The organism is Vibrio sp. 10N.261.45.E2 (assembly GCF_002875705.1).
In the GTDB taxonomy this organism is placed as follows: domain Bacteria; phylum Pseudomonadota; class Gammaproteobacteria; order Enterobacterales; family Vibrionaceae; genus Vibrio.
The window spans coordinates 73,362-91,407 of sequence record NZ_MCZZ01000106.1 but is presented as its reverse complement, the minus strand read 5'-3'; the positions used below and the strand labels follow the sequence as shown (position 1 = coordinate 91,407).

At 41.5% G+C, this 18,046-nt stretch carries 26 protein-coding genes and 1 pseudogene; 10 read left to right on the top strand and 17 right to left on the bottom strand.

Features of this window, described 5'->3' with window-relative positions; translation table 11 throughout:
* Positions 1–8: 8 nt before the first annotated feature.
* The 7 genes from BCT34_RS06855 to BCT34_RS06825 all read left to right on the top strand — a co-directional run bounded on the left by BCT34_RS06855 (position 9) and on the right by BCT34_RS06825 (position 5,128).
* A complete protein-coding gene (locus BCT34_RS06855; RefSeq protein ID WP_102305844.1) occupies positions 9–1,418 on the top strand; it encodes a hypothetical protein in 1,410 nt (469 codons plus the stop codon).
* Between the two features lie 3 nt (positions 1,419–1,421).
* Complete coding sequence (locus BCT34_RS06850) at positions 1,422–2,768, top strand: hypothetical protein (RefSeq protein ID WP_102305843.1); 1,347 nt, start codon at positions 1,422–1,424, stop codon at positions 2,766–2,768.
* Between the two features lie 89 nt (positions 2,769–2,857).
* Entirely contained in the window at positions 2,858–3,073 is a 216-nt protein-coding gene (locus tag BCT34_RS06845) for a hypothetical protein (protein ID WP_102305842.1), read from the top strand.
* Positions 3,073–3,255 carry a hypothetical protein gene (locus tag BCT34_RS06840; RefSeq protein ID WP_102305841.1) on the top strand — a complete coding sequence of 61 codons (183 nt, stop codon included), beginning with the start codon at positions 3,073–3,075 and terminating at the stop codon, positions 3,253–3,255. Before BCT34_RS06845 ends, BCT34_RS06840 begins: the two co-directional genes overlap by 1 nt.
* A gap of 225 nt (positions 3,256–3,480) precedes the next feature.
* Positions 3,481–4,398 (top strand): hypothetical protein, encoded by a 918-nt coding sequence (locus BCT34_RS06835; protein ID WP_102305840.1) that lies wholly within the window; start codon positions 3,481–3,483, stop codon positions 4,396–4,398.
* Entirely contained in the window at positions 4,395–4,793 is a 399-nt protein-coding gene (locus BCT34_RS06830) for a hypothetical protein (protein ID WP_102305839.1), read from the top strand. Before BCT34_RS06835 ends, BCT34_RS06830 begins: the two co-directional genes overlap by 4 nt.
* A 98-nt stretch (positions 4,794–4,891) precedes the next feature.
* Positions 4,892–5,128, top strand: a complete 237-nt coding sequence (locus tag BCT34_RS06825; RefSeq protein WP_133150994.1) for a hypothetical protein — start codon at positions 4,892–4,894, stop codon at positions 5,126–5,128.
* Positions 5,129–5,430: 302 nt separating this feature from the next.
* On the opposite strand, the gene BCT34_RS06815 is transcribed toward BCT34_RS06825, so the two are convergent.
* The 4 genes from BCT34_RS06815 to BCT34_RS06800 all read right to left on the bottom strand — a co-directional run bounded on the left by BCT34_RS06815 (position 5,431) and on the right by BCT34_RS06800 (position 8,466).
* On the bottom strand, positions 5,431–5,790 hold the full coding sequence (locus BCT34_RS06815; RefSeq protein ID WP_102305836.1) for a hypothetical protein: 360 nt from the start codon (positions 5,788–5,790) through the stop codon (positions 5,431–5,433).
* Positions 5,791–5,858: 68 nt separating this feature from the next.
* Positions 5,859–6,464 (bottom strand): hypothetical protein, encoded by a 606-nt coding sequence (locus BCT34_RS06810; RefSeq protein WP_102305835.1) that lies wholly within the window; start codon positions 6,462–6,464, stop codon positions 5,859–5,861.
* Between the two features lie 495 nt (positions 6,465–6,959).
* On the bottom strand, positions 6,960–7,256 hold the full coding sequence (locus BCT34_RS06805) for a hypothetical protein (protein WP_102305834.1): 297 nt from the start codon (positions 7,254–7,256) through the stop codon (positions 6,960–6,962).
* A gap of 76 nt (positions 7,257–7,332) precedes the next feature.
* A complete protein-coding gene (locus tag BCT34_RS06800) occupies positions 7,333–8,466 on the bottom strand; it encodes a hypothetical protein (protein ID WP_102305833.1) in 1,134 nt (377 codons plus the stop codon).
* A gap of 328 nt (positions 8,467–8,794) precedes the next feature.
* On the opposite strand from BCT34_RS06800, the gene BCT34_RS06795 reads away from it, so the two are divergent.
* Entirely contained in the window at positions 8,795–9,919 is a 1,125-nt protein-coding gene (locus BCT34_RS06795; protein ID WP_102305832.1) for a tyrosine-type recombinase/integrase, read from the top strand.
* A gap of 47 nt (positions 9,920–9,966) precedes the next feature.
* Here the strand turns inward: BCT34_RS06795 and BCT34_RS06790 are convergent, their stop codons facing one another.
* The 10 genes and pseudogenes from BCT34_RS06790 to BCT34_RS06740 all read right to left on the bottom strand — a co-directional run bounded on the left by BCT34_RS06790 (position 9,967) and on the right by BCT34_RS06740 (position 15,551).
* Positions 9,967–10,515 carry a hypothetical protein gene (locus BCT34_RS06790; protein WP_102305831.1) on the bottom strand — a complete coding sequence of 183 codons (549 nt, stop codon included), beginning with the start codon at positions 10,513–10,515 and terminating at the stop codon, positions 9,967–9,969.
* A gap of 98 nt (positions 10,516–10,613) precedes the next feature.
* Positions 10,614–10,841: a hypothetical protein gene (locus BCT34_RS06785; RefSeq protein WP_102305830.1), complete on the bottom strand. Its 228-nt coding sequence runs from the start codon at positions 10,839–10,841 to the stop codon at positions 10,614–10,616.
* Between the two features lie 68 nt (positions 10,842–10,909).
* Complete coding sequence (locus tag BCT34_RS24315; protein ID WP_157936602.1) at positions 10,910–11,077, bottom strand: hypothetical protein; 168 nt, start codon at positions 11,075–11,077, stop codon at positions 10,910–10,912.
* Positions 11,078–11,184: 107 nt separating this feature from the next.
* Positions 11,185–11,400 (bottom strand): hypothetical protein, encoded by a 216-nt coding sequence (locus BCT34_RS06780; RefSeq protein WP_102305829.1) that lies wholly within the window; start codon positions 11,398–11,400, stop codon positions 11,185–11,187.
* Entirely contained in the window at positions 11,378–11,797 is a 420-nt protein-coding gene (locus BCT34_RS06775) for a hypothetical protein (protein ID WP_102305828.1), read from the bottom strand. The genes BCT34_RS06780 and BCT34_RS06775 overlap by 23 nt, the downstream gene beginning before the upstream one ends.
* 325 nt (positions 11,798–12,122) lie before the next feature.
* Entirely contained in the window at positions 12,123–13,382 is a 1,260-nt protein-coding gene (locus BCT34_RS06765; protein ID WP_102305826.1) for a Y-family DNA polymerase, read from the bottom strand.
* A gap of 2 nt (positions 13,383–13,384) precedes the next feature.
* Positions 13,385–13,790 (bottom strand): annotated as a pseudogene (locus BCT34_RS06760) (S24 family peptidase).
* A gap of 459 nt (positions 13,791–14,249) precedes the next feature.
* Positions 14,250–14,921 carry an excalibur calcium-binding domain-containing protein gene (locus BCT34_RS06750; RefSeq protein WP_157936601.1) on the bottom strand — a complete coding sequence of 224 codons (672 nt, stop codon included), beginning with the start codon at positions 14,919–14,921 and terminating at the stop codon, positions 14,250–14,252.
* A 115-nt stretch (positions 14,922–15,036) separates the two neighbouring features.
* Positions 15,037–15,282 carry a hypothetical protein gene (locus BCT34_RS06745; RefSeq protein ID WP_133150993.1) on the bottom strand — a complete coding sequence of 82 codons (246 nt, stop codon included), beginning with the start codon at positions 15,280–15,282 and terminating at the stop codon, positions 15,037–15,039.
* A 50-nt stretch (positions 15,283–15,332) separates the two neighbouring features.
* On the bottom strand, positions 15,333–15,551 hold the full coding sequence (locus BCT34_RS06740; RefSeq protein ID WP_102305822.1) for a hypothetical protein: 219 nt from the start codon (positions 15,549–15,551) through the stop codon (positions 15,333–15,335).
* A gap of 305 nt (positions 15,552–15,856) precedes the next feature.
* Here BCT34_RS06740 and BCT34_RS24210 point away from each other — a divergent pair, with 305 nt between their 5' ends.
* Entirely contained in the window at positions 15,857–16,105 is a 249-nt protein-coding gene (locus BCT34_RS24210; protein ID WP_133150992.1) for a hypothetical protein, read from the top strand.
* 49 nt (positions 16,106–16,154) lie between these two features.
* Here the strand turns inward: BCT34_RS24210 and BCT34_RS06730 are convergent, their stop codons facing one another.
* Positions 16,155–17,093: a hypothetical protein gene (locus BCT34_RS06730; RefSeq protein WP_102305820.1), complete on the bottom strand. Its 939-nt coding sequence runs from the start codon at positions 17,091–17,093 to the stop codon at positions 16,155–16,157.
* A 144-nt stretch (positions 17,094–17,237) separates the two neighbouring features.
* On the opposite strand from BCT34_RS06730, the gene BCT34_RS06725 reads away from it, so the two are divergent.
* Positions 17,238–17,474: a hypothetical protein gene (locus BCT34_RS06725; RefSeq protein ID WP_102305819.1), complete on the top strand. Its 237-nt coding sequence runs from the start codon at positions 17,238–17,240 to the stop codon at positions 17,472–17,474.
* A gap of 186 nt (positions 17,475–17,660) precedes the next feature.
* Here BCT34_RS06725 and BCT34_RS06720 read toward each other — a convergent pair whose 3' ends face one another.
* Positions 17,661–17,855 carry a hypothetical protein gene (locus tag BCT34_RS06720; protein ID WP_081231401.1) on the bottom strand — a complete coding sequence of 65 codons (195 nt, stop codon included), beginning with the start codon at positions 17,853–17,855 and terminating at the stop codon, positions 17,661–17,663.
* Positions 17,856–17,869: 14 nt separating this feature from the next.
* Positions 17,870–18,046 carry a hypothetical protein gene (locus tag BCT34_RS24310; RefSeq protein ID WP_157936600.1) on the bottom strand — a complete coding sequence of 59 codons (177 nt, stop codon included), beginning with the start codon at positions 18,044–18,046 and terminating at the stop codon, positions 17,870–17,872.

Below are 18,046 nucleotides of genomic sequence, written 5' to 3'. Positions count from 1 at the left end.
TTTAACCAATGAAATTGAACGTTGCCATACTATTGCTAGTTATCTCCTGTGTATCAGAAGCCTATGAAGTTTCAGGCCATAGTTCATTGGCCATGGATAAACAAACTACAGTTGGATTGGAAGCTTTAGGTGTGGAGGCTGCCAAAGTCAATGCATTGGACAAGATAAAGAAAACCATATCTAAAGGGGATCAAGACCATCTTTTGTATTCGTATCTCCCATCTATACAGGAACTTGTGATTCTCTCGCAGAACCGAAAGGTATGTGAGGTTGGTTATTGTTTAGAAACAAAAATCAAAATCATCGTTGATGAGCAAATTTTGGACGCTATCAGTCAAAAACTACAAAATAGAGTGGCTGGATTTTCAAAACTCCATTCAGAGCCCCAAAATGTACTCGATGCACAGATCTACCAATTCTCATTGATTGAGTCTCGATACAGTCATTTACCTATTCAGTATGATGCAGAGGACGGGATCTACTCTCAATGGTTAAGACTAAGAGCTAAGGAACAGCAAGATTTAGTAAAACGCATTCAGGTATCCCAGATGTTCAAAGACATAAGTCCTCCATCTCAAAGAGTTGAATTGAGTCCGATCCCAGTATTTGATTTTATAGGTAAATCTAATGCTTCCCAGTACATCGGATATGCCTTTTCACTTCCAGGTTCTCAGCATATTCAAAAACTAGCAAAATCGTCTCCATTCTTAATTTCTGATACTCGGTATGTGACGATGAAACTGGCCATCACTGAACAGGTCGAGTTTAGGGCGAAGTACCAGTGTCTGATGTTTGTATCAGCAGACGAGTATATTGCGCATAAGTCGGTAGCTACCGCTCAATTATTTCATCAAGAGCCAGAAGTGGTGATTGAGATTGCAGGAGAAGTTTTCCATATAGGTCGCGGTTACTACTTCAATAGAGACGTACCCTCAGAATCTGTAATAAAGCGTTCAGGTATCCCTGCCTATTGCGAATTACGTAATGGAGAGTTTGTGTTCAAGAATTCAAATACTCAGGCATCTATGATTGGCTCCTATGTTTCGGTAATCAATGTTGTTCGTATGCATAACGTTGACACTGATTTTCATGGGGTAGACACGAACATGAATGATTGGTTGTTGGTAGATTCTAATTTCAATCGGGTATGGGTTAAGGAACGATACACTCAAGAAATCCAAAATATACGACAAGGTTGTATTGATTCGGTTTGCATTTCTCACCACATCACCCCAAAGCAGTTTATGTCGATGGTAAATGGCCAGCCTCATGTTGCTTTATCGAGTGTCGCAGCCGGAATGAGATACCCTTTAAGAATCGAACGCTATCAGCCAACACGTTCTCATGAAGTGCCATACGTTGGGTTACAGACAGCTGGCTATGGTACTGGCATTCATTCGTTAGAAGTAGGGCATTGATGTATGAAACGTTTATTGATCATGTTGATGGTGATGTCTAGCTTTGCAACAGCAAAGACCTTTGAAGCGAGTGTCGATCGAGTTGTTCCTAGTGAACAGCTGACACGCGCATATTTCCAACAATTGAAAGACGAGGCTGCGTATGTGGCTATCTCGAAAGCGGATTTACGTGGTTACGTTAAAACCACTGAAAGCTATAACGGCTCTTATCTTGAGACATTAAAGGTCTTACTGCCTCTTGTCGCTGATGTGGATGTACTTAACCAGTCAGTTAAGAATTGCACTGGTGAAGAGTTCAAATGTGTTTCAATGACAGTCAGAGTGGATATAGATAAGGAAGAGTTCCAGTCGCAGCTTGAAATGATACAAAATGACGAGGTTTTGAGAAGAACCTTGGAGCAATACCATCGGGAGTCAGGTCACCCCGTGCGAAATCGTATTGCGTTGCTGTCGAAACAGATCGAGAGATTGAGTCAACACAGTGACGATATTGATATGGTTAACTCATTACGGCAGCGGCTTCATGAGATTGAGTTGGTAGATCGAGACATTAAGGCAATGCGGATTGTGACTCAGATAGCACGCCATTATTCGGATTTCATGATCTTCACACAAGTAGTTGGTATCGAGCGCACTTCTAGTAGCACTGTAAAAGTCACATTACGTTCGCGTGGGAGCTCATATGGCAATCATGACCTTTATTCGCGTCTAGCTAAGATTATCGATAGTAACGGCTATGGAATGGACATGTACTTTCGTGTTGTTCATCAGGGAAACATTTCATCAAAAGTGAGTCTTGGGAATCACTTTGATGATGGCCACCAACTGCGAGTACGACAACTTTGTATTGAGCCGAAAGTGTTTCAATTTCATTCACCGGTACTACAGGCTTTATATGAAAGCGATACCAAGCTGACGATTCCCCTTTATTCACAAACCCAATTGGTGAGAGTTGGTAGCTTTAAAGGTGATCGTGAATCAAAAACATCAAAAGAGGATAATTACTCTTACTGTATTTGGGACAAATTCGAATATGAATATTCAGTGGAATTGGCGGATAAGCAAATAGAACACTTTGCTATGTCGGCCAGTAAATCAGCCGCTAGTCGCTTAACTATTGGTATTGAACCTGAACTGTATGCTCAGATGTCTCCTATACAATGGCAAGGGTTTATGGAGAGCAAGATAGACACATTTGAAGCAAGTCGTATAAATATGCCTCAGAGGGCAACAGAGGGTGCAGAACTACCCATCTTCGACAACGACCCAACACTTTATCATCAGAATGTCGTCATCGGTTGTAATGCGGCGACAGGGAACTGTACAGACCGAGCGATACAACATTTCTGAATATTGTCCCCCCTTTTTAGGTTTACAACGGATTCATAAATCGTTTTTTTGTTGTATAACTAAATTAGGATAAAAAAGGAGATACCAATATGTCACGTAGATCAGAGCAACAAAATCATGATGATTTCTGCAATAGAATGCAGAACAACCGACGCAGAAACTCTGGAGTAAAGAAACGTGGCGTCGCGAACCGTCATTCAGTCGCAGAGAGAGAAGAAGACAAATTTGTTGGAGGTCTTCCGTATCTGGCTTGGCTTTCAAATGAGATGGATCGAGACAAAGCCTTTGAAGGTGACGATGATTAATGACTGCTGCGCGTTGTTCGGTAGTTATTGCGTTCGCGTTCTTGGTCTGGGTTCTACTAACAGATTACGAAGCTACTCGAACAACTCAATTGCCTCTGATGTTGATGACGGTTGTAGCGATAGGTGTCGCGATATTTAATGGTGCATTGATTTATAACCGTATAACCAAACCGAACAAGTAGGGAAAATATTATGCTGTTTGAAGCGACCTACATTCAACAGTTTCACTCTAAAGGTTAAAATGGAGACTTAATTATCCAGTCTCAATCTTCATTACCTCGATACCTCTTTACTCCTTCACACCTAATAAACATCCAAATATCTTTCATTATTTAACCATTTTATCGCGTTAATGCTCCATTCTTTCTTTACTACCTTCGGTGTAAATGAATGAAACGGAGATGCGTATGGATTCCGATCTAGTTAATGGATATTTGAAAGAGCATCTATTCCCAAAGATGACCCAAGAAACAATCGATCAAGCCTTTGGTCACCTGGTCCCCAGATTAGGTGCTGGTGAAATGGTTGAGTTGTTATGCCCTAGCTGCGGAAACAAGGGGACTCACTTTTTAGGCACTGGCAGCTTCAACTGTGAATCTTGTGGGCCGACTTCGATTATCGACGCCTATTCAAATGACCATGCCGTAACGACGAATCGAGCCGTTATAGAATTAGGACGTTTAGCCGGTGTGGATGTACCTGCAGACATATACCGCGAACTAAAACCTGAAGATGTAAAATTCACCGATATGGTTATGGATATAGCTAGGTTGAGAGTGTTGCCAAAAGAGGTAGAAAAGTGGGGGCTGTCGATAGATGAACGTAATGTGCCTGAGCATCTATCATATATTCCAGAAGCTGAAGCGTTCATAGAATATTTACACGAAGTCAATGGCTGGGTTCCCAGCGCAGTTATCGAATCGATTAACGAGTTTCAAGGCGAACCAATACTCTTGTTCGTTAACCAAGGCCGCTTGGTGTTCATAAAACTTAATGGATATAGCTCCGCCAAATCACCTTTCATTCGTTCCTATACAAAAGGTACGAACAAAACAAAACGAGTGTTTGTTTCTGATGATCCACTGTTTATAGACATGTGTTGGTCAAAAGGCTTATCCGCTTATTTCATTAACCCAAACTTTATGACTCCTAGAGCTATTGAGTTTTTGAGTGATGAATTTAAAGCGAAATTAGTGGTTGCCGTATGGACCAAAACCAAGAGTCAAGATTATGTATTTAGTCCTAATCAAAAGATGCATCGTTACGATTGGTTTAGTCGCAAGGTTCCAGGTTCTTATCAACGTATTTCGGAGTTAATTCAATGACTATTTCTTCTAATAAATATCAAGCGACCGTGCCACTTTTAAACTTTGTCAGAGGTTGGGTGATTGTTTTGACTCTGTTTATGATTTACACATCGTTATTCAGTTCATCTCACAGTTACCAGGCTCCAATATTTGAAGTGATATGCTTGTGCTTCGTCGCTGTCTTGATGTCTTGGACGGAGTTTGTAGAGATAAAAGAGGGGAAAGTGATCACTTTCTACCGACACTCTCTGTTTACTTTCATAGAAACGGCACGGTTTACCTATGAGATACAAGATGGCTGGACGTTGGAAGCTCGGCCTAGCAAATTTGGTTACACGGTGTGGACTGCAAGCCGTGATACCGCTTCGACTCAAATATTCCATACAGGCGAAGTCACTAACTGCCATTATTAAAACTAAACTCCAAGAGATTTGTTGTATATAGCAAGTAAGTGCGGCGATTAGGAAGTAAATGTATGAATTCGAAATTCAATTTTTTTTTGGTGCTCTCGATGTCTCTCACTGTCTCTGTGTCAGGGGTGGCATCGGAGTCAGTGCAGGAACGGGTTGGTGACCAAAAGCCACAATCGGTGAGTCGATTAGTAGAAGTGCATGGTGATAAGGTCATTGGTGGATATGAACGTGTTAAAGAAGACGGCACGGTTGAACAGTCCATTTATGCGGTGTCGGTACTTATGGTTGAAGGTGCGGTGAAGTCTGAACCTCAAGACAATGAGCCAGTTAACTAAACGTTTTTGAAAGCACCCACCAGCTCGGTCATCAGTTACTTTTTCCTTTTCTTGCCTTAGTGGTGGGTTACAGTTTAGTCAGTATACCAAAGTCGTAGGCAAATAAATCTACTGTCGCCAGTGTCAATTTTAGTCTCATAAATAGATTCAATACTGACAATTGAAACTGAGTGTTCAACTAACCAGTTATTTAATCGCTCATGAGCGACATCAATAAGAAGTTCGTTAGCTGTCGTTCTCGTGTTCATACCACATCCTAGAACATTAAATTCGATACGCTTTATCATCATTTTCCCTCTACGTTAGCTTGAAATATATAAACTAGCGACCCAATAACCTGATAGAACTAAAAGCAAAGCAGGTAGAGTTCTTCTTTGCGGATCTAAGTCGCTTTCTGTATATGTATCTGGCGCTAAGACTCCCCACGAAGAAACAAACAAAAGCATCCATAAAGACAATAGCACTCCACCAAATACACAAATTGCACCTAAAAATACAGTCAAGATCATTCCAAAGTAAGGCATTTTATTGTGCATATCATTGGTAAAATCACTAAAGCTCTCACCAAATAATTTGGTGAATTTTTTTTGATGCGCAACAAAAAACAAGGCATACATACAGCCAACAAATATCATTAGCGTTGGTTTAAATAGTGATTTCATGAACTTTTCCCCGCTATACGCTTAATAGCTTAAACTTGCTGTGATCAAGACCTGAACGCTCAAGCTCATCAAATTTTTATCAAAGTGCAAACTGAACGCAAATCGCTTGTTGCACTAAGTGATGGATTGATATTAACAATGCTGCCATAGCAATATCTGTTCAGTCGCATTAGAGCAAAAAGGCATGTATCGACCCAATCGTCATTTTCACTTTGCACAAAGTTCGTTATTGGCACTATATTCAATTGTGGATTGAACATACTGAAAGAACCAACAAACCCGAGCAATTTAAGGAATGCTAATTCTTTATTCGTCCTTTTGAACTCAAATTCATTTCGTTGTAAGTCTCGTTGCCAATTACCCCAAGAATGCTCAACGCCGTTGAACTTTGATAAATGTTCTTTGAAGTCAATGAAGCCACTAAGCTCTCGTGGTATAAACCCGAACAGAGGTAAATATCGACTGTTCCATTTCAGTTGTTCGAGTGCGCCTTTAGCCTCTTCTTCAACAAACTTTCTATCTTGTGAAAAATCAATTCGCTGAAAGCTACCACTGGACTTTGTGACATGAAGCGCAATGTGCTCTTTAGCTTGCTCAACTAAAGAATCCTCTACAACTATCTGAGCGTTGTGGCTATAGCTACCTAGTTCAGCTAAAAAATCATTTAAATCCATTTTGTTTCCCCTTTAATGCACTAGTTTTCAGAAAATCTCGATTAGGTTCATTTCATGTCTCAATCAATTAAACTCTGATGTGAATGATAAGTGTGCAAATAAGGGGTTTAAATTCATACATAGATTGTACAAATATCGGTTTGAAGCCTCTGAGCTCTATAGGGTAGTGAGATATCCACAAAATTTGTTAGTTGCTGGTGGATAAATACACAAAATTGATTTGAGTGAATGGTTTAAAGTCTGCAGGGTTCAAGCATCGGATGTATAGAGTCTTTTGAACGACTCAATAGAGTAGAGCAACTTACTGTAGAAATGAAAAAGTCGCTGTTAGGCGACTTTCACTCTGCCACATTTTCATGTGGATTCGTCAATACGTTGTCATGGCGCATTATATTGCCACAAACTCATCTTAGGTGGGACGAGCTTCATTGTTGTCAAATAGACAATCGATTTTTGCCGCTTGACTGATCCTTCGTCATGAATCTTTGATCCTCACTACTTATAAAGAGTAGGGTTAACGGACAGTTTCAAGTTAGTGATTGTTGAATCAATCTTCTCAGCCCAAGCAAGAATTTGTTGCTTATCGAACTTTAAACGCGTCAGTACCATACTGTTTGGGGCTTCAATAGCTATGCTGCCCCCGTTGACGTTCGCAACACGCAGTTGATGGCCATAGTGGGGAAATTGCTCATGAAACTTCTGATTGATTTCTGCAATGTCTTGGAGTTTGTCTTTGATTGCCGAAAATTTAGTGTCCTGGAACACATCACACAAGCTTGTTGTCGCTCTCATAAATCTCTCCAGTTAGATGAGTACACATATGGTTGTACACCATCTAATAGAAAAATGAGTGTCGAATGAATAGGACTTAATTGTTACCCAATTGAAGGTTTTTGGCCTCAAGTTCTTTGATGATGGTCTGGTTATTCGCTAGTTCTTCTTTTTGACTTTCGTTTTGCTGTGTAAGACGTTTAACATCATCCTCTAGGCGGCTACTGAAGGCACCTTGTCTTTCGATGGTACTAATGTTTTGATTGTTAGACATACGTAGCTCAGTAAACTGATCTGATAGAGAGGTTAGTCGTTCTGATGCAGTACCAAACCTTATCGTTGCTTGCTCTAACTCGCTGGCTAGGCGTGCGTTTTCAGATTTTGTTGTTATGTATTCCGCTTCAACTTCTGCTAGGTCAGTGCTGAATTTGTTTCGACTCTCACGTAATTCTTTGATCAGTTGAATATCGCCCTGAGCCTGAGTTTCGAACCTGATGATTTCTCCGGATTTCTGAGTCACAGTGTCACTTAGTTCGGATATCTTGTTTCGACATTCATTGAGCTGAGTTTCTAAGTTGCCTATTAGAGTTTCTTGGTTTTCGAGTTTGACCTCAGTCTTGGCCACTTGGCTTTGCGCCTTATCAAGATCGATTTTTTGATTATTCAACTTGTCCTGCAAGTCACCAATCTCATCCGTCAGCCGTTGTTCAATACCTTCACAGTTCTTTTCGCTTTGCGCAAGTTCGGTTGTTAGCTTGGTTATCTCTTTGTCTTTCAATGAAATTGTAGTGTTTGATTCTTCAAGCTTAACACCGGCTAACTCCAGCTCACCCTCCGTCTTCAAAAGGAGTTCATTGGCCAGATCTGCTTCATCTTTATACATGAGAACTTCGGCATTGTGCTCTGCATCTTTAGCGGCACTTAATCGAGTGATTTCAGTTGAGAACAATTCAACAAATTCATCGCTAAAGCCTCGTTCTCTGAAGAGGTCCATTCGTTTGTTCTTAGCTTGAGTGTTCCATTCACGGACATCCACGTTAATCGTGGAGGTAGATTTAACGTCCGGCATCATTGATAAGACATTGCGAACACTGGTTTTCTCGCCTTTAACGAAGAGCGAATCACAAATTTCAAAAACACGTTGGCGTCGCTGTAGTTGATCTGCGGTAAGGTCTTTCTGTGTGCTGATGTCGCTCATTAGATGGTACTCAAGTTCAGATTTCGATTTCATTCATTTTAATCGAACATTGGTCGAACGTCTAGAACGAACGAACACCTGTTCGGTGTTCGTTTGTCGTCATGTGAAGCAAAGCACGGTAAAAATGCACCGTTCATTTACTGGATGCGTTGTTGTTAGCATTTTAGCCCCCCTACCCTCCAATAAAAGTGACACTGTAATTAACTCAGATAAATTGAATGTCAGGATAATCACGCGTAGATTTAAAGCCATAAATTGCACATTTCTAGATCTCAGATAATTACAATTATATGTGATCTAGAAAAAATAGAGAGAATTGGTTAAACTGTAATGAACTACGAAAGCATAAGTTGGAAATGAAATGGTCGGCACTGAAATCTCACTTCATACGGACTTTTCCCGTTTAAGACCAGAACATGTTCACCAAGCGATCATGCTCGCACGAAAGCACGGTACATCGAGCGAACAGTACCAAAAAATTCAAGAGGCTATTAACCATCTTTTGAGAGAGTTCAATAAACGTGAAGAGCGTTATGCTAAGAACTCACTTTCTCAGCTCTACAGTAACTGGTCACGATTTGAGAAATGGTGTCACGAGCATGAGCATCACCCATTGCCAGCAGCCGCAGAAACAATCGAACTGTTCTTTGAAGATAAAGTCCACGACTTACATCGTAACTCAAACCGCTCATATGCTTGGGCCATTTCTAAAATTCATCGGATCTCAGGTTGTCCGGATCCTTTTCTTGATGAAATCGTTCGTGACAAGATGGCCGGTATCTTTCGCAGGAAAGTTGAAGCAGGTGAACGAATAGTACAAGCTTCAGCCTTTCGAGAAAAACACTTAGATAGAATAACCGAATTATGGCGACATTCCCCTGTCCTACGGTATCGACGTGATCTGGCATTGTTGACTGTTGCTTATGAAACTCTACTTCGGGCATCGGAAATCGCAAATATCCGTTTTGGCCACTTAGAGTACCCAGGTGACGGAACGGCATTGCTCACTATCCCTATCACTAAATCTAATCATAGTGGTGAACCTGATACAGTGGTATTTAGTCCAGAAGCTGTTGATATTATTCATGAATATGTTGAATTGGCAGGGCTTGATGACACCGATGAACAAGCCTTTTTGTTCGTTGGGATCAGCCGACACAACACTCCTTACAGGCCAAAATTAATCGACCCCACTCACCCTGAAAGCGGGAAAAACCATAAGAAAATGACGTCATGGACTGTTGAGCAGATTTTCAATAAAGCATGGGAAGCCCTTAATTTGGGTAAGGTTGGTATCGCTACTTTTACTGGCCACAGTGCAAGAGTTGGCGCTTGTCAGGATTTATTGACTGATGGGTACACCATCTTGCAAGTGCAGCAAGCTGGACGTTGGTCAACACCGGCTATGGTGATGAGATACGGTCGTGGGATATTGGCAAAAGACGGTGCAATGGCACAGAAACGAGCGTCAAGAGGAAGAACATAATCAGCCTGTTGAAACCCCGATGTTGACAGCTGCGGGGTTTCATTACGTTACGCATCACCAAATAGGTCGGGCAATATTGTAGCTTTTCTGGCTGTTTCTATTTGTTCAGGCTCATCAACTACCACGACTTTTGCAGCACCAATGCCCATAAGCAAACGTTCAAGTTCCTCTTCCTCTAACTTCGTCAGTTCAAGCATTGAGTGAACGATTAACAAAGGCATCAATGTAAGCCCAGGTTGCTTTGCTTCCCGTAACATCGAACCCACCAGCTCCGCGAAACTATCAGGATTATCTAAGAGCAGTTGCTTTACTGGTATCGGTGAAATTTTACTTAACTTATTTCCTTGCCATATTAACTCGCATTGTCGTGTTGTTAGATGAATCACAGCTGGATTGGCTAGTACCTTTTTGTTGGCTAGGAGATCGATACGACAAGCAATACTAATGAGCGGAATGACCAGAACCATAGCTACTAAGCTTTTTAGGTTGTTATACAGCTCTGGTTGCTCAATTATCAAATGCAGGTAATGTATCTCCAGAAATAAGAAAATACATACTATAGACATCGCATCATTTATCGTTCTTTTTTTAAGCATCTTGTTTTCTCCATTGATCTCACAATCGATATCCATCGGTGGGGATAAATTACACCGAGGTGTTCTATAGTGGTGAGTAACAGGTTCCTAACTGATTTCTAAGACTGATGCTCATAAGTGTATGAATACTCGATGGCAATCAGTTTGGCTGGTGACGTTAACCAAACAAAGGCTGAAGTTAAATAAGGTATAACGATGAGCCAAGCCTGCTCGACAATCAGTAAAGAGTCGTTGAAACTGAGGAATACAGTCCAAGCTATCAGTGACACGATACAAACTGTTTTCAACCAATTAATTTCAATCTCTCTGTGTACATTTCTTTTCATATACTCGTTTCCTTACAAGATTTAAATGTTATTGATATGGAGTATTGGACTGCGGTCATCACCGCTGATTATCTATGTTCGATATCGGCTTCAGAGTGGACTTTGTATGGCTTATGGCAATCGTCGCATTCAAATTCACCACCCGCTGGGTTGACACAAAAACCATCTTGTTCTTCTCCGCAGTGAGGGCAATATAGAGCCACATTCATCGTGTGTAATTCTGTCACTGTCTTCATATTCTCTCCCTGAGATTAACTGTGAGTTTGTTATACATCCTAAGTCTCCCAATTTAACTTCGTATCGGGTTTCAATATTTAGACGACGCTATGGAAGAAGGAAGAACTCAAAGTTGCTCTGCTCGCAGCTTTCTTTTCTGTTTGTAGGCAATGGTTGCCACTACCAAAACGAAGCAACAGGTAATCAGTGTTTCAACGAAACCGAAGAGTTCGCCATTGAAGCTAGTCACTAACATGACATGCGACCCGATACTTAGGATGCTTAACCTGAGTAAAGCTTTATCAACAGGCCCCATATAGTCAGTGAGATCGAGTTTGAGCATTATTAGCCACCCTCCTTAACTGTTCTCGGATGTAGCCTTCTTGCCACTCGATATGGCATTCAGGGTCAAACTTCTCCCCTTTTCTGCTCGCAATAACTCCCGCTTTGAATTCGGTCGTATAATTCGAGTTAACGGTAAGTGTTGGTTCGCACATCTCACATGCTACTGCCGACAACAAATGAGTAAACATGCCTGAATCGTGTCGCTTCTCAGTGATTTCTAAGATTTTGACTAGAGCATGCAACTCATTACAATTGAATCTGGCCATTGTTAACCGTATTACAGGTGACCATTTTTCATATGTTTCAATGAACCCCTGCTCTCCTGACAGAAATATTTGCTGCTCACGACATTGGTAAAGTCGTTGTGCTGTAGAAACGATCTTTATTGAAGTCATATCTGTTCCTTTCAACGCGAAGGCTTGAACTGTAGTTCTGTTTCTTCTGACTGGTGCTTAGGTACTACAAGCTTACATTTGAAGTACTTCCCCCGTGGCAGCTGATTGCCAACGGGGAGGCGTTTAATCCAGTCATCAAATGCAGGTTTTGAAGTTGAGGGGAGTCGTTGGCTTATAAACGGGTCTTTCAGCATGTCTGCCATTCTTGCTCTCTACTCTGTTATTCGAATATTGAGTTCAGTATCAAATAACTAATTTTAAATAAGTACAAATAGAGAGCTTGAAATAGCGAATAGATTGCAAATTGCTTGGAGGGTATATGTCGTTAACAGGCGATTTTTGGCAGGTCTTTCCACTTAGTTGTGTATTGCGGGGACAGCATTTCGCGACGCATGCCCCAAGATGTGTTGGTTGGTGTTCCTTGCGCAGCCATAAAAATAGTGTCATTGCCGTATTTCGCGTTAATCTGATCAAACGAAGCCATTAACTTCGCATTATTGGGTTGAGGGTTAAATAGATCGGCTTGCTCATGCTTACCATCAACGAGATCAATTAGCCCAACACCTACTTTGTAATATTGAACGCCTTCTTTGTAGAGTGAGTGTGCAAGAGCACACGCCGCGCTGGTTAAGGTATCAACGTCAGCTGTCGCATACTCAAATCTATGAGTCGCTTTGTAACTAACCGGCTTTTCGTCAAATGGTGAATTTCCTGCAAAGCAAACCAACACTTTACAAAGTGACTGTTGATCGCGGATCTTGCGTGAAGCAATGCCCACATGCAGGCTGATTGCTTGTCTAAGTTCATCGAATTCCGTTATGCGCTTACCCAAACTGCGCGTGGAAAATACCTGTTGTTTGTCGGCTCTTGCTACATCGAATGGAATGCACTTTTCACCATTCAGTTCTCGTATTGTGCGCTCTACACCGACATCGAATTCTTTTCTCGCCTTCGATGGTGACAAATTCGCTAATTGCGCTGCAGTAGTAATACCCATGAACTGAAGTGCCTTTGTGCGTTTCCGGCCAATTCCCCATACCGAGCCCACGTCGATAGCCTTGAGAACTTGTTGGGTTTCTTTCACTGAATCCAAAACACATACCCCTTGATAACCAGGTAGTTTTTTCGCTGCATGATTCGCTAATTTTGAAAGGGTGAGCGTCGGGCCGGTTCCCACACAGACCGGGATCCGACACTCTTTCCATATTGCCTTTCTAATTGCTGCGCCATGCTCTCGTAAACAAGGGATGTTTACGCACTTCTCCAGATTTAGGAAGCTTTCGTCGATAGAATAGATCAGTTGTTCAGGTCCAAAACGAGCAATCACTTGCATCATGCGGAAGCTCAAACTAGAGTACAATTCGTAATTCGATGAGAAGACTGTAACGCCATGCTGCTCACATAATGCCTTGATTTTAAAGTAAGGTTCGAATTTAGGAATGTTCAAGGCTTTCGCTTGATTATTTACCGCTACGGCACAACCGTCGTTGTTACTAACGGTGATCACTGGCTTACCGCGTAAATCGGGTCTGAATACCTGATGGCAAGAATTGTAGAAAGAATTTCCGTCTATCAATGAATACATAGTTAACCCGAAAACATTGTTGATACGCGATGTAATCTAATGGAACTCGACACCACTCCTTCTATTGAGAAGCAATCGTGGTCATCAATTTTGACCGGTTTCATAGAATCGTTTGCACTGAGTAAGCGACGACCTTTGATATCTAAAATTTTGCAAACCAATTTCACCGTTTAAATTTGCGATGATAGTGTCGTGTTCCTTTGCAGTAAGAGCTCGGTCAACAATCAGTACATCACCTGAAAATATTCCTACCCCTTGCATGCTGTCTCCTTGTGCCAGAGCTAAAAAAGTCGATGATGGGTGTTCCACCAGCAACTCATCGAGACTCAACTCCAGTTGTTTATATTCAGCAGCTGGGGACTCAAACCCAACCACACCTGCACTCACCGGATAAGTTAAAATATTCATAAATCGATACTGTTCATTTATACAGTGTGATTCTAGCCTTGAATTTAGATAAAAGGCAAGTGAATGTCTTTCAAAGATTCCGAATCTACTGAACTTGGGGTGTGATGTAGGTTGAGACGGCGCTGCTTTGAGGTGAAGAGCCCTGTATACGATAACATAATATGCTATCGTATTGATTCTTGTTTAGACCAATATATCTATGATCTCAATATTTGGGTTTTGGACAAATAATGTTAAGTTATTGCAATAATTGATAAATTTTAAAGGTGTTACCATGCCATTAGTTAGGTTTGCAGTTTTAGTCGTTATATTATGTTTCGCTTGGTTGGCTCTAGTTCATATTTTCAATGACTATGGTGTCGGGGTTGGTCTGATCTGTTTCGGCTTGTTTATGTTTCTCGGAAGGAAGCTATCAAAGAGAACGCTGTCAAAACTCAAGTCTCGACAGCAGTAAACCATTCACTCGCACACAATACCATCGCCGTCTCGGTCAGACATGAAGGCGAATGCTGGGTGATGCGCCGTTACTGGTGCAATCCCATGATTTCGAGCTTCTGCGCAAGTGATTCGTCCATTGTTGTTATCGTCATACATTGACAACGCATCTCCCGTCGTTTGGCTGATGTATTCGCTAGGCGTACTTCCTTCAGGTGGGTAAAACACCATCTCAAACGACTGACAATTCTGGATAACACTCTCCAACGTGTTTACTTCGACAGGGTTTACACTAAGACCGTACTTAGTTTTTATTTGAATGACACGTTGCGCAAACCAACATTGGTTTCTTGGTGGTAACCACTCGCCTGCATCCAAACCGCATTTCCCTGTAGCGCTACAACGGTTCACGGCTGGGGATGCAAGAGTTAAGTTCAATAGATCGGTTGCAAATGCTTTTCTGGTTTCTGTGCTCGCAGAACAGAGTCCACTATCATGCCCCTCACTCGCAGCAACAATATGCTCAATGTCTGTCTCAGACGTCGACTGGTAGTAGATTCCAGTATATGGACCGTAAATATGGCCTTCCATACTTTCCACTATCGCGTGCTCTACAGAGGCTGGGTAAGGATACTGAGCATCCTTGTCATAGGGTGAGCAACGATGCTCTTCTGCAACAACCAACCCACGCCACATTTCATTTCCTAAAGATGAAAACGAAACGAGCAAAGCAGTTACATAAATTAGATTACGAACAATCCTTATCATAACTTTCTCCAAGATGATAACTAACGTTACATTGTCACTAAAACTATGACCAACAGCTAGACAATAACTGTGACCACAGTCGTTGGCCTTTCTTATGACCGCGTATATCGACGACTTTCACGGTAACAGGCGTGCCTACGAGTTCGGTTTCATATTTCTTGCAGGTCTTTATGTTATATAAGTTTCCAGACGCATTAGCCAGTGAGATGCCCAATTCTTTTGACAACCCTGCCGCAGTGTAATGTCCACCGGACTCCAACATAAACGCCGCCACCTCTTGAGTGCTCATTTTATCCTGTGTCTCGCCTGTAGTACTTAAGATGCCTGAATTCATAACCGTCACACCCCTTTATATTGACCAGCATCATATTCGCGCATGATATTGGTCGCTGTGAGCTCAGATACCTCTATTTCTCCGTCTATACCACGAGTCTGATCTGAAAAACGGACACGGAGTGTTTCGCCAGTATCTTCGATAACTTTTGCATGTATTTGCTGGCCACTCGATGAATACCCTCGACCAGTGTTAAACGTGATTTCACTTTCTTTTGTCTGCATATCTCAACTCCTGAAATTGGATTTAACCTGGATATACAACATCGATCGGGTTTGTTAAGGACTAGCTCGCTTGAGCCATCACTATATTTGGCTGCGGCCATTGTTATGCTGGATTGTTCATGATTGAATGGAAAGCCTAAAAAATTTCAACTCACTGTTTTATGGGCAGTATATTGGAGATGACATTCATGTCGAAGCAATTGAAGGACGGCGGGTTGCAATACGTATCTCGCATATTGACTAATAAATATAATGTTTCATTTTCAACTCTTATACTCATTGATGCTACGAGAAACGGTAACTTAATGACTGTGATAGCCGCACTTTACGGAATCGAAAGCAGCAGTGGTCAGTCATACCAATTCCTTAGTGATACCGTTAAACATGCCAACAAGAAAGCAACGCTACCAATTTTCCAAATCACGAATATGACCAGACATGACTTAATAGAAATGGGAATAGAACCGATTTCCGGAAGGCGTCCACGCTGGCTATCGTTAACCAAATACGGAACGACTATCCTGAAAGAATACGACAAACTGATGTATGAATAAGGCTCCCACATTGAGAGCCATATCATTACTATCTTTTGTTTAACACGCGCTATTTAATCAGGATCGACTCACGTTTTCTCGGCTTGTCATTGTAGTGAATTTTCACGATGTGGTTATTCTCGAACCTTTGTTCAGCCATCAGATTACGATACTGTTTATAGGATTTTCGCTTAAGCCCACACTGATTAATGTATACAGCGAATTTATACACGGTAATGACGAGCCAGTTTTTGGGCTTCTTATTCACATCGACGACCGCATCACTTAACTTTACCTTTATTAGTAGTTCCCACAACTTCCCACTAATTACGTGAGTGTTGACGCTGAGTGATTGAAATCCACTACCATTCAACGCGTCAGTGAACATCGTCATCTCTCTGATCAGTTGATCTTTTTTACCTTTTATTGGTTTGTAAGGGTCTGCCAAATGGAGGGTTATATCTGATGCCTGTTTCCAACGATTAGTGATCGGATACCACTCCAGCATCAATATCTCGGTGCTACCGAATACTAATTTTATCGGTGTAATCATCACCCAAGTCATGAACGCTACCAATAGGACAAGAACATAGTTCCAGCCCGATAATAAGCAAGGCCATAGATTATCTAAGGCCAGATTCTCGGTATACCTTTTATTGATAAAGGTGTCGTTCCAATTGAATGCATCAAGTGCAAACAAGAGTAGATAAAAAACAGAGAACTTCGTCATAAGTTTGGCCGTCTTACAGCAACGGTGCCAATATTCGGAATGAAACATAGAGAGGTTTGTGTGCGTCGGATCATCGAGCACAATCTTTTCATAGGCGATGTTTTTAATGGCTTTAGCCTGTAAGAGAAAGACGCCCATTGCGACTATGAACACATAATCACCAAAATAACAGGAGATTAAGATACACAGAGCCGGAATGATGAATTTCAGGTTTTGAATAACTACCGTGACGACGTTCATCACGTAATAAGTTAAGAGTGAGCAAGTTTGCTTTAACATAAGAATGTATTCCTTTTGATTTAAACCTACTCAATTTTTCTGAGATTCCAAAATTTTTTTTCATATTCCTCAAAACTACCGTGTACTCACTTTGGGTGATGCTATTGTTGGTACTTCAATGCACTTAACTCACAGGAGAGAGAGATGATTTCATGGTCAAATTTGGATGACGGCACTTACGAACTAAAAATTAGTGATGCGTTTAATATCGTGCTCTACCCATCAGCTGGCTATGCCATCGCGACGGGTGTCGATAGGAAGATCAGTTTATTTGGCTCGACTCTTGAAGAGCAGAAGCAAGATGTTCAAAGAGCGGTAGTCGCTATACTGTTAGACATCGCGGAAAAGGTGTCGCCGGATGATGTTAGATACGGTCGTTAACTAACTTTGTCTGTATCCACATAGAGAGCACACATATCGAGCATAGAATGAGTGAAATATCGGCTAGAGATTTGGTATCGACGCTTAACAATGAAGAAACAGGTTCGATATACAACATGACGACCAAGAGAGTAAAGGCGACTGTCAGTCTCTTATAACCTCTTCCAATAGACATACGCATAACCTTTACTCCATGTTCCAATTTTTGATGGAAAGCAACCCAATTGGCCCTTCTGCTAAACTGAAGGTGACGGCCCAGAGCTTCCACGAAGTGCTTTCGTGTGGGTTCTTAATCCATACGAGAATTGCGGGAGCGGTGCCGCATCCAACCCAAAACCCAAATGTGATATAGAAGATCACCAATAACCATAGTTCTTGCATAAAGTTGAGCTCCTTTAAGTGTCTAGCGCCTTTTCCTCGACGCATTCTTGATGCGCTACTGACAATTGCTTGGTTTCGAGATGCTTCACAACAACCGCATTTTCAATGACCTTTGTATTGCAATAAGGGCATCGAGAAAAGCAATCAACACCTATGTTCTCAACCACTTTTACTGGCAATTTATTCGTCAT